The organism is Burkholderia sp. Bp8994, from assembly GCF_003853805.1.
Classification (GTDB): Bacteria; Pseudomonadota; Gammaproteobacteria; order Burkholderiales; family Burkholderiaceae; genus Burkholderia.
Genome location: NZ_QTQH01000020.1, coordinates 107,310 through 123,404, shown reverse-complemented (window position 1 = coordinate 123,404; position 16,095 = coordinate 107,310). Strand labels below are relative to the sequence as shown.

At 67.2% G+C, this 16,095-nt stretch carries 15 protein-coding genes and 1 other RNA gene; 2 read left to right on the top strand and 14 right to left on the bottom strand.

Annotated elements, in window-relative coordinates; genetic code table 11:
• Window positions 1–76: 76 nt before the first annotated feature.
• The 3 genes from DIE04_RS22340 to ndk form a co-directional block, all read right to left on the bottom strand.
• Window positions 77–1,096: a helix-turn-helix domain-containing protein gene (locus DIE04_RS22340; protein ID WP_124486301.1), complete on the bottom strand. Its 1,020-nt coding sequence runs from the start codon at window positions 1,094–1,096 to the stop codon at window positions 77–79.
• A 163-nt stretch (window positions 1,097–1,259) separates the two neighbouring features.
• Window positions 1,260–2,399: a 23S rRNA (adenine(2503)-C(2))-methyltransferase RlmN gene (gene rlmN / locus DIE04_RS22335; RefSeq protein WP_044848980.1), complete on the bottom strand. Its 1,140-nt coding sequence runs from the start codon at window positions 2,397–2,399 to the stop codon at window positions 1,260–1,262.
• A gap of 55 nt (window positions 2,400–2,454) precedes the next feature.
• Window positions 2,455–2,880: a nucleoside-diphosphate kinase gene (ndk, locus tag DIE04_RS22330; RefSeq protein ID WP_006478674.1), complete on the bottom strand. Its 426-nt coding sequence runs from the start codon at window positions 2,878–2,880 to the stop codon at window positions 2,455–2,457.
• Between the two features lie 250 nt (window positions 2,881–3,130).
• Here ndk and DIE04_RS22325 point away from each other — a divergent pair, with 250 nt between their 5' ends.
• Window positions 3,131–3,829 carry a Bax inhibitor-1/YccA family protein gene (locus DIE04_RS22325; protein ID WP_006761414.1) on the top strand — a complete coding sequence of 233 codons (699 nt, stop codon included), beginning with the start codon at window positions 3,131–3,133 and terminating at the stop codon, window positions 3,827–3,829.
• A 62-nt stretch (window positions 3,830–3,891) separates the two neighbouring features.
• Here the strand turns inward: DIE04_RS22325 and rlmD are convergent, their stop codons facing one another.
• Window positions 3,892–5,289, bottom strand: a complete 1,398-nt coding sequence (gene rlmD, locus DIE04_RS22320; RefSeq protein WP_124520222.1) for a 23S rRNA (uracil(1939)-C(5))-methyltransferase RlmD — start codon at window positions 5,287–5,289, stop codon at window positions 3,892–3,894.
• A gap of 228 nt (window positions 5,290–5,517) precedes the next feature.
• Between rlmD and DIE04_RS22315 the strand changes: the two genes are divergently transcribed.
• Window positions 5,518–6,378, top strand: a complete 861-nt coding sequence (locus DIE04_RS22315) for an endonuclease/exonuclease/phosphatase family protein (protein ID WP_124520220.1) — start codon at window positions 5,518–5,520, stop codon at window positions 6,376–6,378.
• 27 nt (window positions 6,379–6,405) lie between these two features.
• Here DIE04_RS22315 and DIE04_RS22310 read toward each other — a convergent pair whose 3' ends face one another.
• The 10 genes from DIE04_RS22310 to ffs form a co-directional block, all read right to left on the bottom strand.
• On the bottom strand, window positions 6,406–7,182 hold the full coding sequence (locus DIE04_RS22310; protein ID WP_044848977.1) for a 3'-5' exonuclease: 777 nt from the start codon (window positions 7,180–7,182) through the stop codon (window positions 6,406–6,408).
• Window positions 7,183–7,185: 3 nt separating this feature from the next.
• Window positions 7,186–8,271, bottom strand: a complete 1,086-nt coding sequence (rpoS, locus tag DIE04_RS22305) for an RNA polymerase sigma factor RpoS (RefSeq protein ID WP_040144287.1) — start codon at window positions 8,269–8,271, stop codon at window positions 7,186–7,188.
• A gap of 11 nt (window positions 8,272–8,282) precedes the next feature.
• On the bottom strand, window positions 8,283–9,164 hold the full coding sequence (locus DIE04_RS22300; RefSeq protein ID WP_044848976.1) for a peptidoglycan DD-metalloendopeptidase family protein: 882 nt from the start codon (window positions 9,162–9,164) through the stop codon (window positions 8,283–8,285).
• A 5-nt stretch (window positions 9,165–9,169) separates the two neighbouring features.
• Window positions 9,170–10,099 (bottom strand): protein-L-isoaspartate(D-aspartate) O-methyltransferase, encoded by a 930-nt coding sequence (locus DIE04_RS22295; RefSeq protein ID WP_044848975.1) that lies wholly within the window; start codon window positions 10,097–10,099, stop codon window positions 9,170–9,172.
• Window positions 10,096–10,857 (bottom strand): 5'/3'-nucleotidase SurE, encoded by a 762-nt coding sequence (surE, locus tag DIE04_RS22290; RefSeq protein ID WP_124486298.1) that lies wholly within the window; start codon window positions 10,855–10,857, stop codon window positions 10,096–10,098. Before surE ends, DIE04_RS22295 begins: the two co-directional genes overlap by 4 nt.
• 217 nt (window positions 10,858–11,074) lie before the next feature.
• On the bottom strand, window positions 11,075–12,280 hold the full coding sequence (locus DIE04_RS22285; protein ID WP_124520219.1) for a CaiB/BaiF CoA-transferase family protein: 1,206 nt from the start codon (window positions 12,278–12,280) through the stop codon (window positions 11,075–11,077).
• Window positions 12,281–12,328: 48 nt separating this feature from the next.
• Window positions 12,329–12,925 (bottom strand): recombination mediator RecR, encoded by a 597-nt coding sequence (gene recR / locus DIE04_RS22280; protein ID WP_044847271.1) that lies wholly within the window; start codon window positions 12,923–12,925, stop codon window positions 12,329–12,331.
• 31 nt (window positions 12,926–12,956) lie between these two features.
• A complete protein-coding gene (locus tag DIE04_RS22275) occupies window positions 12,957–13,283 on the bottom strand; it encodes a YbaB/EbfC family nucleoid-associated protein (RefSeq protein ID WP_006755698.1) in 327 nt (108 codons plus the stop codon).
• Between the two features lie 94 nt (window positions 13,284–13,377).
• Window positions 13,378–15,753 (bottom strand): DNA polymerase III subunit gamma/tau, encoded by a 2,376-nt coding sequence (locus DIE04_RS22270; protein ID WP_124520217.1) that lies wholly within the window; start codon window positions 15,751–15,753, stop codon window positions 13,378–13,380.
• A gap of 127 nt (window positions 15,754–15,880) precedes the next feature.
• Window positions 15,881–15,979: signal recognition particle sRNA small type (ffs, locus tag DIE04_RS22265), an RNA gene on the bottom strand.
• Window positions 15,980–16,095: the final 116 nt, after the last annotated feature.

Genomic DNA, 16,095 nt, shown 5'->3' with positions numbered 1-16,095 from the left:
GAGGCGGCGCATGAATTGAAAAAGCGCCGTGCCCTCGCGGCCTGTCCGGGACAGGCCTGCGCCACGGCGCTTGACGTCAGGGCAGCGTGAACCGCGCCACGTTACCCCGCGCTGCCGAATATTTTGCCGGATCGACCGGCTTTCCGTCGAACGCGACCGTATCAAGGCCTGCCTTGTTGCCGATCGTGACCTTGAACGGACCGTCGCCGGCGACCTGCTTCGTCTCGCCGGCCCGCACCAGCGCCGAGAACAGTTCCTTGCCGCTCTTGTCGCGCACGCTGAACCAGCAATCCTGCTTGACCTTCAGTTCGACCATCGACTGGCCTGCCGCGACCACGACGCTCGCGGGCTGGGCCGGCACGGCCGCGCTGCTCGCCGCGGCCGGCGCGACGACCGGTTGCGACGCGGGCACGGCGGCCGTCGGGGCCGAGGCCGGAGCCGGAGCAGCCGACGCAACGGCCTGCGGCGCCACGGCGGATGCCGCAACCTGCGCCGGGGCTTCGTTGACGGCTGCCGCCGACGCGCCGCCCGCGGCTGCCGCTTCGACGGAAGACGCCGCCGGCGCGCTGGCCGCCGACGCGTGTTCGGTACCGCCGCCCTTGAAGCGCGCGAGCCAGCTCGACGAATCGCCGCCAGTGTGCCACATGAGTACCGCGATCACCGCGACGACGACGATCGCCGTCCCCCACAGCCACGGATGATGGTGCGACGACCCGCCAAGCGGAATCGACACGCGGCCGCGCGGCAGATCCGTCCCCGACGACGCGGGCATCGACAGATCGACTTCCTGCACGCCACGCTCGCGGCGCAATGCATGGGCGAACGGCTCCGGATCGACGCCGAGCATCTTCGCGTAGCTGCGCACGACGCCGAGCGCGAACGTCACGCCGGGCAAATGGCTGATGTCGCCAGCCTCGAGCGCACGCAGCTTCTGCGGAGCGACCTTGAGCCGCGCCGACACGTCGTCGACCGTCCAGCCCTTCGCCTCCCGGAGCTGCGCCAGCCGGCTGCCGACGGCCGCCAGCGTTTCAAGCCCCGCCGGTGCCGGCTTCGCGGCATTCGTCTCTGCGCCGTTGGTCGGCTGCGGCTCACTCATCCTTGTCCTCGCGTCGATTCTTCTTCACTGGCGGGCGCCGCCGGCTCCCGCAACTGTCCATATCATGCGCGGCGCCGAGGCGCCGCGACCGATCGCTATTCGCGTGTTGTACCGCAAGAAGTCCAGGCATCCGCACCCATGCGGCCCCGACCAGGCGTCCCCGTCAGATCGCCCGAACTTCGATGATTTTTGCTGCTGCGCCCGTTCGCTCCGCCAGGCGCGTGCGGTCCTTCACGGCGCCGGCCAGCTGGCCGCACGCGGCGTCGATGTCGTCGCCGCGCGTCTTGCGCACGGTCGTGACGACACCCGCGTCGATGAGGACCTGTGCAAAGCGCTTGATCTGCTCCGGCTTCGAGCGGATGAGGCCCGATTCCGGAAACGGATTGAACGGGATCAGGTTGAACTTGCAGGGCACGTCACGCGTGACGGCCAGCAGTTCGCGCGCATGCGCTTCGGTGTCGTTGACGCCGTCGAGCATGCAGTATTCGAAAGTAATGAAGTCGCGCGGTGCGACTTTCAGATAGCGCTGGCACGCGGCCATCAGCTCGCGAAGCGGATGCTTCTTGTTGAGCGGCACCAGTTCGTCGCGCAGCGCATCGTTCGGCGCGTGCAGCGAAACGGCGAGCGCGACCGGCAATTCGGCGCCGAGGCGGTCCATCATCGGCACCACGCCGGACGTCGACAACGTGACGCGGCGGCGCGACAGGCCGTACGCGTTGTCGTCGAGCATCAGCCGCATCGCGGGCACGACCGCGCTGTAATTCAGCAGCGGCTCGCCCATGCCCATCATCACCACGTTGGTGACGACCCGTTCGGCCTTGCCGTTCGGACCGGGTGCGCGACCCAGCGACGCACGCAGCGCAAACTCGGCCATCCGGAGCTGACCGATGATTTCGGCTGTCGACAGGTTGCGGGAGAAGCCCTGCTTGCCCGTCGAGCAGAAGCGGCAGTTGACCGCGCACCCGGCCTGCGACGACACGCACAGCGTGCCGCGCGTCTCTTCCGGGATGAAAACGGTTTCGACCGCATTGCCGTTTCCGACGTCGATCAGCCACTTGCGCGTGCCGTCGGTGGAAACGTGATCGCTGACGATATCGGGCATCACGATCGACGCGCGGCCCTTGAGCTTTTCTCTCAGGGACTTCGCGAGATCGGTCATGCCGTCGAAATCGCCGGCGTTGTACTGATGGATCCAGCGCTGCAACTGCTTGGCGCGGAACGGCTTCTCGCCGAGGCTGCCGCAGTACGCGACAAGACCCTCGGCATCGAAGTCGAGAAGATTGACGGAAGTTTCGCTCGTCATGATGTGCTGCCTTGCCGCGTGCGCTGAATCCTGCCTACTTGTTGCCAGCCAGGGCTTAGCGCGAGTAGACGTTCATTTCCGGGAAGAAGAACGCGATTTCGACCGCGGCCGTTTCGGCAGCGTCCGAGCCGTGCACGGCGTTCGCGTCGATGCTGTCGGCGAAGTCGGCGCGGATCGTGCCCTTTTCCGCCTTCTTCGGATCCGTCGCGCCCATCAGGTCGCGGTTCTTCAGGATCGCGCCTTCACCTTCCAGAACCTGGATCATCACCGGGCCCGAGATCATGAAATCGACGAGGTCCTTGAAGAACGGACGTGCTGCGTGAACTGCGTAGAACTTCTCTGCGTCCGCACGCGACAGGTGTGCCATGCGCGATGCGACGATCTTCAGGCCGGCGCCTTCGAAACGGCTGTAGATCTGGCCGATCACGTTCTTTGCCACCGCATCCGGCTTGATGATCGACAGGGTGCGCTCGATTGCCATAAAAACTCCAAGAAATTAAGAAGTTACAGGTTCAAATGAATCCGCTATTGTAGCACGATCCCGTGTATCATTGCGATTGAACCCTTACACGAGTGAAAGGTTCCAAATCCATATGTTTTTTGCGCCGCCCGGCATTGAAACCTCGCGGCACGGAACGTATCTTAGCCATAGCTGCTCCGGTTTGCTGCGCCGCACACCGCGCGCGCCGAACCGGCCCCGGACGCCCATGCGTTCAATGTTAGGAGAAACCATGAACGACTATCCGTACAATTTCGGCCGCGGCGGCTCCGTCAGCACCGCGGAGGTTCGCAATCGCGTGCTGCGGAACACGTACTGGCTGCTCGCGCTGTCGATGGTGCCGACGGTGCTGGGGGCATGGGTCGGCGTCGCGACGGGATTCTCGCTGTTCGCGGCCACGAGCCCGATGATGAGCCTGCTCGCGTTCTTCGCAATCGCGTTCGGCTTCATGTTCGCGATCGAGCGGACGAAAAACAGCGCGGCCGGCGTGTTCGTGCTGCTCGGCTTCACGTTCTTCATGGGCCTGATGCTGTCGCGCCTGCTGAGCTTCATCCTCGGCTTCTCGAACGGCCCGTCGCTGATCATGCTCGCGTTCGGCGGCACCGGCATCATCTTCGCCGCGATGGCGACGATCGCCACGGTCAGCAAGCGCGACTTCTCCGGGCTCGGCAAATGGCTGTTCATGGGCGTGATCGTGATCCTGCTGGCGTCGGTCGCGAACATCTTCCTGCAACTGCCGGCGCTGATGCTCACCGTGTCGGTGCTCGCGATCGCGATCTTCTCGGCCTACATGCTGTTCGACGTCCAGCGTGTCGTGAACGGCGGCGAGACGAACTACATCTCGGCCACGCTCGCGATCTACCTCGACCTGTACAACGTGTTCACGAACCTGCTCGCGCTGCTCGGCATCTTCGGCGGCAACCGCAACTGACGTTCGCCGTACCCGATGAAAAAACCGGCCCTCGGGCCGGTTTTTTTACGTCCGCCGCCCGCTCAGTCGCGCTCGAACAGCGCGATCGATTCGACGTGCGACGTATTCGGGAACATGTTCACGACGCCGGCGCCCTTCAGCCGGTAGCCGGCCTCGTGCACGAGTAGGCCTGCGTCGCGCGCGAGCGTCGACGGGTTGCACGACACGTAGACGATGCGCTTCGGCAGCGGGCCTTCGCCGCTCTGCGCGATTTCGGCCAGCGCCTTCGACACCGCGAGCGCGCCTTCGCGCGGCGGGTCGATCAGGAACTTGTCGAAGGCGCCGAGCGCACGCAGGTCGTCGCCCGTCACCTCGAACAGGTTCCGGCACGCGAACGTCGTATGGCCGTCGACGCCGTTCTCGCGCGCATTCGCGAGCGCGCGAGTCGTCAACGTCTCGCTGCCTTCGATGCCCATCACCTCGCGCGACAGCCGCGCGAGCGGCAGCGTGAAGTTGCCGATCCCGCAGAACAGGTCGAGCACGCGATCGTCGCGCGACGGCGCGAGCAGGCGCAGCGCGCGACCCACCAGCACGCGGTTGATCTGATGGTTGACCTGCGTGAAGTCGGTCGGCTTGAACGGCATGCGGATGCCGAACTCAGGCAGCGTATAGTCGAGCGGCACGTCGAGCGGATAGAACGGCGTCACCGTGTCCGGGCCCTTCGGCTGCAGCCAGAACTGCACCTTGTGCTCGTCGGCGAACGCGCGCAGCAGCGCTTCGTCGTCCGCATTGATCGGCTCCAGCACGCGCAGCACCAGTGCCGTGACTTGCGAACCGACCGCGAGCTCGATCTGCGGCATCCGGTCACGGATCGACAGCCCCTCGACCAGCCGGCGCAGCGGCACGAGCATCGCCGACACGTGCGGCGGCAGCACTTCGCAGCTCGTCATGTCGGCGACATAGCTGCTCTTCTTTTCATGGAACCCGACCAGCACGCCGCCCTTCTTCGCGACGTTGCGCACGGTCAGGCGCGCACGGTACCGGTAGCCCCACGACGGGCCGTGGATCGGCGCGAACATCGTCTCGGCGCGCAGCTTCGACAGGTGCCACAGGTTGTCCTCGAGCACGCGCTGCTTGATCGCGACCTGCGCGCGCATGTCGAGGTGCTGCATCGAGCAGCCGCCGCAGGTGCCGAAGAATTTGCATTTCGGCTCCGTGCGCAGCACGCTCGGGCGCAGAACGTCGACAACGGTCGCCTGCTCGTAGCTCGGCTTGCGACGGTAGCTCGAATAGGTCACGCGCTCGCCGGGCAGCGCACCCTCGACGAAGATGACCTTGCCCGGCGTGCCGTCCTCGGTCGCCGTGCGGCCGACACCGCGCGCTTCCATGTCGAGCGATTCGATCTCGAGAACCGGGGCAGGCCCGGGCGCGACGGGCGCATTTTTCGATTTGCGCGCAGAAGTGGGGACGGCTTCGGACACCAGCTTTTCCTGACAAAACGTTGAAGAAGGCGAGATTGTAGACGACGAAAGCCCGCGTCGCCCGCTTTCGTGGCGCAAGCGTCAATACTGACGCCTCTGCCGCGCCGCGTCATGCGGGAACGACCTGCAGGCAGCCCGCCGCCGGCCCGCATGCGCGGCCTCTCGCGAGCTCAGCCGGCGGCACACGTTCTGCTCACAACAGACTCAGGAGACTCGGGAGAATCGACCATGCGACTGATCGACTGGAACATCCAATGGGGTCGGGACGCGGACGGCGTCGTCGACCTGCCGCGCACGATCGCCGCCGCTCGCCGGCTTGGCGACTTCGACGTGCTGTGCCTGCAGGAAGTCACGCGCGGTTTCGGCGCACTGCCCGGCCAGCCCGGCCCCGACCAGTTCGCCGAACTGGCGGCGTTGCTGCCCGGTTATGCGATCGTCGAAGCGGTCGGCGCCGACCTGCCGCCGCTCGAACCCGGCGCACCGCGCCGCCAGTTCGGCAATGCGGTCGCGACCCGGCTGCCGATCGGGCGCGTGCTGCGCCAATTGCTGCCGTGGCCGGCAGACGCCGACGCGCCTTCCATGCCGCGCGTCGCGCTCGACGTCGAACTGGTGTTACCGTCGGGTCGGCTGCGGGTCGTCACGACGCATCTGGAATTCTATTCGGCGCGCCAGCGACTCGCGCAGGTCGACGCATTGCGCGCCCGGCACCGCGAAGCGTGTGCGCATGCCGACCAGCCTGCGCCGGCCGAAAATGCCACGGGGCCGTTCAGCGAGACCGGCCAACCGCGTGATGCCATCCTCTGCGGCGACTTCAACAGCGCGTTCGGCAGCGACGCGTACCGGCGCATGCTCGAGCCGATCGCCGACGCACCGTCGTTCGTCGATGCGTGGATCGCCCGGCACCCGGGCCGCACGCCGCCGCCGACCGCCGGCGTCTACGACACTGCGCAATGGTCCGACGGGCCGCTCGCATGCGACTTCGTGTTCGTGACCGATACGCTGCTGCCGCACGTCACGCGCTGCGAAATCGACGGCGACGCGCGCGAATCGGATCACCAGCCGGTCGTGCTCGAACTCGATCGAAATTGATCGCGGCCGCCATGCGGGCCGCCCGCGTCACGCGTCGAAACCGGCCAGGTATTCGGCCCAGTGCGACGCGGGCTCCTGCGCGAGCGAATTCTTCACGAGCAGGATCTCGTCCGCATATTCGCTCGGCGTCAGGCCGCCGCGCATCAGCTGGAACCGGCAATACAGCAGGTAGGTATTGACGACGTCGGTTTCGCAATAGTTGCGGATTTCCTCGATCCGGCCATCCTGGAACGCCGGCCACACCTGGCTGCCGTCCATTCCGAGCTTGCCCGGGAAGCCGCACAGCTTCGCGAGCGCGTCGAGCGGCGCATTCGCGCGCGCCTGATACATCGCGAGCACGTCCATCAGGTCGGTGTGCCGCGAGTGATAACGCGAGATGTAGTTGTTCCACTTGAACTCGCGGTCGTCCTCGCCCAGATCCCAGTAGCGCGTCGCGGGGATCCCGTGTACGAGCGCTCGGTAATGGAGCACCGGCAGATCGAAGCCGCCGCCGTTCCACGACACGAGCTGCGGCGTGTATTTCTCGATCACGCGATAGAACGACTGGACCAGCGTCGCCTCATTGTCCTGCGGCGTGCCCAACGACCGAACGCGGAAACCGTTGTTGTCGCGGAACACGCAGGAAATCGCCGCGATGCGCTGCAGGTGATGCGGCAGGAAATCGCTGCCGGTCTTCTCGCGGCGCGCGGCGAACGCATGTTCGGCCACCGCGGCATCGTCCAGCGTCGCGGGCAGGTCTTCAAGACGGCGAATGCCGTCGACATCGGGAATGGTCTCGATGTCAAAAACGAGAATCGGTGTCATCAGTTACAGAACGGCGTCCTTGCGCACGCCATTGGAGGCAAAGAACCGCTTGAGGCGCACCAGCGCTTCCTGCTGGATCTGCCGCACGCGCTCGCGCGTGAGCCCCATCTCGTCGGCCAGCTCCTCGAGCGTGGCCGGTTCGATGTGGTTCAGGCCGAAGCGGCGCTCGATCACGTGCCGATGCTTGTCCGACAGCCGCGACAGCCATGCGCGCGTGAGCGTCTCGAGTTCGCGGTGCTGCACCTCCGCGTCGGGCGACTGGCTCTGGTCGTCGGGCAGCAGATCGAGCAGGCTGCTCGCGGGATCGAGATCGAGCGGCGCGTCGAGCGACGCGGTGTGCTCGTTGAGCGCGAGGATGTCGGTGACTTCCTCGGCGGTCTTGCCGGTGAGATAGGCGATGTCGTCGATGCTGGCTTCACGGCGCTCGGCCGCCTCGCCCGTCGACATCGAATTCTTTTCGAGGTGGCGCTTCGCGCGCAGCACCTGGTTCAGTTCGCGGATCACGTGCACGGGCAGACGCACGGTGCGAGCCTGGTTCATGATCGCCCGTTCGATGCTCTGCCGGATCCACCACGTCGCGTAGGTCGAGAACCGAAAGCCACGCGTCGGATCGAATTTCTCGATCGCGTGCATCAGGCCGAGGTTGCCCTCCTCGATCAGGTCGAGCAGCGGCACGCCGCGGTTCAGGTAACCCTTCGCGATACTGACGACGAGACGCAGGTTGCGCTCGATCATCACCTGCCGCGCCTCGAATTCGCCGGCCTTCGCAAGACGCGAATAGCGCTGCTCCTCCTCGACGGTCAGGAGCGGCTTCACGCTGATACGGTTCAGGTAATGCTGGATCGTGTCGGCCGTGAGTTCGGCCTGCAGCAATGCGCGGAAATCGTCGACGTCGGGCGCGGCTTCCGCCCGGCCTTCGTGCTCGTCGTCGCCGTCCGCTTCGGCGTCGCGTGCCTCGAGATCACGTTCGTTTTCCGCGACGTCGTCTTCGTCGTCCGTCGAAGCGCCAGCTCGCTCCACCGATGCTTGCGTGGCACGACTGATCTTCTCAGATTCGGCTTGCGGCTCGTGGCGCTTCGATTTCGGCATGGTCGTCTCGGTTATTGAGGCGGCAAATACTTCAGCGGATCGACAGGTTTACCCTGCCGGCGAACCTCGAAATGCAGCATCACGCGGTCGGCATCGCTGTTACCCATCTCGGCGATCTTCTGCCCCTTCGTTACCGCGTCCCCCTCTTTTACCATCAAAGCGCGATTGTGTGCATACGCCGTGAGGTAAGTTGCATCGTGTTTGATGATAATGAGGTTGCCATAGCCACGCAGGCCGTTGCCCGAGTAGACGACGCGGCCGTCGGCCGCCGCCTTCACGGCCTCGCCGGACGTGCCGCCGATATTGACGCCCTTGTTCTTCGCGTCGTCGAAACCGTTCAGCACCGGACCGCGCACGGGCCATGCGAACGTCACGGGGCCGCTCGGCGCGGCTGCCGTGTCGCTCGATGCGGCGGCAGCCGGCGGCGTGCTCGCGGACGACGAGCCCGCGGCCGGCGTCGCGGGACCGCTGCTGAGCGGCGCGGTCGCGACGGCGGCGCCGGTGATCGGTGCGGCAGCCGGCGAGCCGGCAAGCGCGGCACCGCCCGGCGGCGCGACACGCAGCAGCTGGTCGACTTCGATCTGATTCGGGTTCGCCAGGTTGTTCCAGGTGGCGATGTCGCGATAGTTCTGCCCGTTCTCGAGCGCGATCCGGTACAGCGTATCGCCCGGTTTCACACGGTAGAAGCCGGGCGGCGGCGGGCCGAGCGGCACTGCCGGCTGCGCGGCGGCGGTCGTGCCGAGCGATCCGGAGCGGTCGACGACGGGCGCGTTGTCGAGCCGCGTCGCACAGGCGGCCAGCAGCGTGGAGAACGCAGCCACACAGATCGCGCGCTGGGCGAACGTGAGCGGTTCCCTGGTTCGGTTGTTTTGCATCGCGCGCAACATACTCATCGGTTTCAAATCACTCCGGATTTTAAAGGGACAAAGAAAACGCGATCAAGCCGGGACTCCCGCCATTGCGCGTGCGCGACGCGCTCGACGAGCGTGAGCACCTGGGGCTGCCCGCTCTGCGCGCCGACCGGCGCGACGAGCCGCCCGCCGATCGCGAGCTGCTCGAGCAGCGCCTGCGGCACGTCGAGCCCCGCCGCCGCGATCACGATCGCGTCGAACGGGCCCGCGGACGGCAGGCCGACACGCCCGTCGCCGTAATGCAGACGGATGTTCGGCACACGCAGCGGCCGCAGGTTCAGCTTCGCGCGCTCGTAGAGCGGCTTGATGCGCTCAATCGAATACACGTCGCGTGCCACGTGACTCAGCACCGCGGCCTGGTAGCCGCAACCGGTGCCGATCTCGAGGACGCGCTCGAGCGTGCGGCCGGCCATCGCGAGCTCGATCATGCGCGCGACGACCGACGGCTTTGAAATCGTTTGCTGGTGGCCGATCGGCAACGCGGCATCCTCATACGCCTGCGTCGCGAGCCCGGGATCCACGAACAGGTGGCGCGGCACCGCGGCCATCGCATCCAGCACGCGCGCGTCGGTCACGCCGTTCGCGCGCAGGCGTTCGACCATGCGCTCGCGCACACGTTCCGACGTCAACGCGAATGCACCGGCCGGCGCGACGCTCGGCGCCGCCGGCTTCGGCATCGCGGGCTTCAGCGCGGTCGGCTTCGGTGCGCTCGCCGGCTTCGCGGCGGCCGCACCAGGCACCGTGCGGGCGACGCCCGCCTTCACCGCCACCGGCTTCAGCACGGCAGCGGGCTTGTCGACGGCCTTCGGCACCGCGCTCGCCGCATGGCGTTCACCGGCCCGGCCCTCCGATTTGCGTGGCGCTCGCTTGAGATCTTCGAGCGCGAGCGGGAACCGCTTCGCGCGCTCGCCGCTCATGAAGCCCGCCCTCCTGCGCGCGCCCATTCGCGCGTTGCAGGCAGCATTTGCGTATGCGTGAGATCGAGCTGCAGCGGCGTGATCGAGACGAAACCGTTTGCGACGGCGTGGAAATCGGTGCCTTCGCTCGCGTCCAGCGCCGCACCCGCGGCGCCGATCCAGTAGACCGGCTCGCCGCGCGGGTCGGTCTGGCGAATCACCGGCTGGGACGGGTGACGCTTGCCGAGGCGCGTGACCTGCCAGCCTTTCAGTTCGTCGTACGGCAGATTCGGAATATTGACGTTCAGCAGCGGCTGACCGGGCAGCGGATGCGCGAGAAAGTGCTCGACGATTTCCGCGGCGACGCGCGCCGCATCCGCCAGATGCGCCCAGCCCTTGTCGGCCAGCGAAAACGCGATGGCCGGCACGCCGAACATGATGCCTTCGGTGGCGGCCGCAACTGTCCCTGAATAGAGCGTGTCTTCGCCCATGTTCTGGCCGTTGTTGATCCCGGACACGACGAGGTCGGGCCGCGCGTCGGCCATCCCGGTCAGCGCGACGTGCACCGAATCGGTCGGTGTGCCGTTCACGTAGAAGAAACCCGTATTCGTCGCGCGCTGCACCGACAGCGGCCGCGACAGCGTCAGGGAATTCGACGCGCCGCTGCAATTCTGCTCGGGCGCGATCACCGTGAGGTCGGCAAGCGGCTGCAGCGCGTCGCTGAGCGCGGCGAGACCGGGGGCGAGATAGCCGTCGTCGTTGCTGAGTAGGATTCGCATCCGGCGATTGTAACCGAGGAAAGATGGCGCGAGAGCGACAGTCCGGCGGGTGCGGACAGGCCCGCACGCACGACGCGCGCGCGGTGCGCCGTCGCATCGCGCGGCGGCGTTTGCAGGTTCGGGAAAACGCGGTGCCGCCCGGTTTTTCCCCTCGAAGGGCCGCCGTGACGAGATGCCCGTTCGGCAAACCTGACGCGCAGCGCCGAGTGCGCGGCGCTCAGATCGCGCCGGCCTCGCGCAGCGCGGCGATCGCCTGCGCGTCGTAGCCGAGACTGTGCAGCACCTCGTCCGTATGCTCGCCGAGTTCCGGCCCGAGCCAGCGTGTTTCGCCCGGCGTGCCGGACAGCTTCGGCGTGATGTTCGGCAGCGGAATGTCGGTGCCGTCGGCCAGCTTGAAACGCTGGATCATCTGCCGCGCGATGAACTGCGGATCGGTGAACATGTCGGCGGCGCTGTAGATGCGCCCGGCCGGCACGTCGGCCGCGTTGAGCACCGCCAGCGCGTCGTCGATCGTGCGCGGCGCGAGCCAAGCGGCGATCGCGTCGTCGATCTCCTGCGTGCGCGGCACGCGGCCGTCGTTGCGAGCGAGCGCGGGATCGTCGGCGAGGTCGTCGCGTTCGATCGCCTTCATCAGCCGCTTGAAGATCGGGTCGCTGTTGCCGCCGATCACGATGCTGCCGTCGCGGCACGCGTAGGTGTTCGACGGCACGATGCCCGGCAGCGACGCGCCGGTGCGCTCGCGCACCATCCCGTACACGCCGTACTCGGGCACCACGCTTTCCATCATGTTGAACACCGCTTCGTACAGCGCAACGTCGACCACTTGCCCCGCACCGCCATTCACGTTGCGGTGGTGGAGCGCCATCATCGCACCGATCACGCCGTGCAGCGCGGCGATCGAGTCGCCGATCGAGATGCCGATGCGCGGCGGCGGCAAATCGGGATAGCCGGTGATGTGGCGCAAGCCGCCCATCGATTCGGCGATCGCGCCGAAGCCGGGCCTGTCGCGGTACGGGCCGGTCTGCCCGTAACCGGACAGGCGCACCATCACGAGCCCGGGGTTGTCAGCCGACAGCACGTCGTAGCCGAGCCCGAGCTTCTCGAGCAGGCCCGGGCGGAAGTTTTCGATCACGATGTCGGCCTCGCGCGCGAGTTGCCGCGCGATCGTCTTGCCGGCATCGGATTTCAGGTTGAGGGTGACCGATTTCTTGTTGCGTGCCTGGACCGACCACCACAGCGACGTGCCACCCTGCTCCGGATGCAGCTTGCGCCACTTGCGCAACGGGTCGCCGCCGTTCGGATCCTCGATCTTGATCACTTCCGCGCCGAATTCGGCAAAGAGGCGCGACGCGAACGGCCCCGCGATCAGCGTCCCGAATTCGAGCACTTTGACGCCCGCGAGCGGGCCCTGGCTGGTGCTCATGTGTCTCCCTGGCATGAGGAACGGCGCCGCCGGCCGGCGGCGCCCGGCTTACATCGTGCGGCGGTCGAGCATCGCGCGGGCGATGGTGCCCGCGTCGACGTACTCGAGTTCGCCGCCCACCGGCACGCCGCGCGCGAGGCGCGTGACCGCGAGCCCGCGCGCCTTCAGCGTCTGGCCGAGGTAGTGCGCGGTGGCTTCGCCCTCGTTCGTGAAGTTGGTCGCGAGCACGACCTCCTTGACGACACCGTCGGACGCACGCCGCACGAGGCGGTCGAAATGGATTTCCTTCGGGCCGATCCCGTCGAGCGGGCTCAGCCGCCCCATCAGCACGAAATACAGCCCGCGGTACGTCATCGTCTGCTCGAGCATGATCTGGTCGGCCGGCGTCTCGACGACGCACAGCAGCGTCGGATCACGCTCCTCGTCGCTGCACACCTCGCAGATCTGCGCCTCCGTGAAGGTATTGCACTTCTCGCAGTGCTGCAGGTGCTCGGTCGCGAACAGCAACGACCGGCCGAGCCGTTCCGCGCCCTCCCGATCGTGCTGCATCAGGTGGTACGCCATGCGTTGCGCGGATTTCGGCCCGACGCCGGGCAATACGCGCAACGCTTCGACGAGCGCGGACAGGGCGGACGGCTGTTTCATACGGCGGCTGAAAGCTGAACGGAGGCTGCGCTCAGAACGGCAGCTTGAAACCCGGGGGCAGCGGCAGGCCCGACGTCATGCCGCTCATCTTTTCCTGCGACGTCGCTTCGGCCTTGCGCACCGCATCGTTGAACGCGGCCGCGACCAGATCCTCGAGCATGTCCTTGTCGTCCGCCAGCAGGCTCGGGTCGATCGCCACGCGACGCACTTCGTTGCGGCAGGTCATCGTCACCTTGACGAGGCCGGCACCCGACTGCCCTTCGACTTCGATCTGCGCAAGCTGCTCCTGCATCTTCTTCATGTTTTCCTGCATTTGCTGCGCTTGCTTCATCAGTCCGGCGAGGTTGCCTTTCAACATGGGAATACTCCTTCTTGATCGTGTGAAAACCGGCACGCGGCGCGTGCCGGTCAATGTGTGCGGGCGTGATTGTGCCTGTCGCAGTGCGATTCGTTCAATGCAGCGTCGGCGGCGTGCCGTCCGGCGCCGGATCGGCGAGCGGCCGCACCGAGCCTTCGACGATACGCGCGCCGAAGTCACGCACGAGCTGCTGGACGAACGGATCGCCATGGATGTCCTGCTCTGCCTCGCGCTGGCGTGCCGCACGTGCAGCCGCATCGAGTGCCGCCGCGGTGCGCCGCGCGGGCCCGACCTCGACCGCGACCTCGACGGCCTTGCCGAGCGCATCGGCCAGGGCCGCCTTCAGTTTCGCGACCTGGGCGGCGTCCGCATACTGCGGCACCGGCACGGACAGTTTCAACGTCGTCGCGTCGACGGCCGTCAGCTCGCTGTTGAATGCAAGCTGATACGCGACGCCCTTCAGCGGCAACCGCGCGGCCAGCGCCGGCCATTCGCCGTCGAAGCCGACCGGGTCGAGCGCGATCGCGGGCGGCAGCGGGCGCGTGTCGACCGGCGCGGACGGACGGGACTCCACTGCCTTCGGCGCAATGCGCACGTCGTCGGGGCCGCTGTCGAACACGGGCACGAAGCCGTCGTCCGCCGCACCGCCGAACATCTCGTCGGCGCTGAGCGGCACATATTCGTCCGGCGGAATGTCTTCCCACGGCGGCGGGGCCTGGCGCGTGTCGGCAACCTGCGGCGCGCGGGCCGCCGCGCGCGGCGTCGGTACCTGCACGGCAGGACGCGATGCCGCCGGCTTTTCGACGGCCGGCTGGGCCGCCGCCGGCTTGGGCGCGGCGCCCGCACGCGCGCGGTCGGACGACACGCGCATGCCGGCGTTGCGCAGCACGTCGAGTGCGGCAGCTGCACCGCCGCGGGCAGACGGGCGCGCGGCGGGTTCGGCCGGCGCAGCACGCGGCGCCGGTTCGGCAGGCAGCGCAGGTTCGTCGTTGCGCTTGGCGGCGGCAACCGGCGGTTCAGGTTCGTTGCGGACAGCCGGCGGTGCATCGCTCGGCGGTACCGCCTGAGGTGCCGGGATCGCTTGCGGCTGCGGTGCGGCCGGCGCTGCGGTCGCAGCCGATGTTGCCGCGGATGCAGATTCAGATGCCGGTGTCGAAACAGCCTTCACTGCCGGCGCAATCGCCGCATCGTCGGACTGGACCGCTGCCGGACGCGCAGCGGGCGCAGCCGCTTGCGGACGTGCGGCCGCCACGGCTGCCGGCTGCGGCGCCGACGACTTGGGTGCCGCAGCCGACGCAACGGCAGCGGCCGCACGCGGCGCGGATGCTGGTGCAGGCACGGCACGCGGCACGGCAGGCTGACCTCCCGGCGCACTGCCGGCGCCGACGACCGGCTCGAACGCGAGCATCCGCAGCAACGTCATGGTGAAGCCGGCGTATTCGTCCGGCGCAAGGCCGAGCTCCGCGCGCCCGACCGTCGCGATCTGGTAGAACAGCTGAACCTGCTCGGGGCTCAGCGTCTCCGCGAAGCGGCGCAGATCGGCCGCTTCCGGCCATTCGTCGAGCACCGACCCCGGCGCGAACTGCGCCCAGGCGATCCGGTGCAGCAGGCTGGCGAGATCCTGCAGCGCGGTGGAAAAGGACAGGCTGCGCAGCGACATCTCGTCGGCGATCGCGAGGATCTCGGGGCCGGCGCCGGCCGCGAGCGCATCGAGCAGGCGCACCATGTAAGTCTGGTCGAGCGCGCCGAGCATGCCCGACACCGCCGATTCGGTCACTTCGTTCGCCGAGTACGCGATCGCCTGATCGGTCAGCGACAGCGCATCGCGCATGCTGCCCTGCGCGGCGCGCGCGAGCAGACGCAGCGCCTGCTGCTCGAACGAGATCTGCTCTTCGCCGAGGATCCGTTCGAGGTGCGACACGATGTGCCCGGCCGGCATCTGCTTCAGGTTGAACTGCAGGCAGCGCGACAGCACGGTGACGGGAATCTTTTGCGGATCGGTGGTCGCGAGGATGAACTTGACGTGCGGCGGCGGCTCCTCGAGCGTCTTCAGCATCGCGTTGAACGCGTGGTTCGTCAGCATGTGCACTTCGTCGATCATGTAGACCTTGAAGCGCGCATCGACGGGCGCGTACACCGCGCGCTCGAGCAGCGCGGCCATTTCGTCGACGCCGCGGTTGCTCGCGGCATCCATTTCGACGTAGTCGACGAAGCGGCCTTCGTCGATCTCGCGGCACGCGCGGCACACGCCGCACGGCTGCGACGTGACGCCGGTTTCACAGTTGAGCGCCTTCGCGAAGATCCGCGACAGCGTCGTCTTGCCGACGCCGCGGGTTCCGGTAAACAGATAGGCGTGATGGAGACGCCCGCCGTCGAGCGCGTGCGTGAGCGCCCTGACGACGTGCTCCTGGCCGACGAGCGAAGCGAAATCCTTCGGACGCCACTTGCGTGCGAGAACTTGATAGGTCATCGGGAAATTGTATCAGTAACGCTGCGTCGCGCCGACACGCGAAACGGTGCGGAAAACGGGCAAGACGCAGGTAAAGCGGAGAATGACGCAGAAATAAAAAACGCCCGGCGAACGGGGCGAGAGGAAAGGTGACGAGCCCGACCCTCGGCACTGGCAGAAAACGATTGTGGCTGCTTCGTTCCCGACCTGACCAGGTTCACCGCCCCACCATGCGAGGAGGCCCGTCACGGCATATTCTATCACCGCTTCCGGCCAAATGCGACCGTTTGTTCGCAACAATGCGCACGATCGAGCAAAGCGGCGCGCGTACGGGCTTGTCGATCCGGCGCGAACAGGTGGACA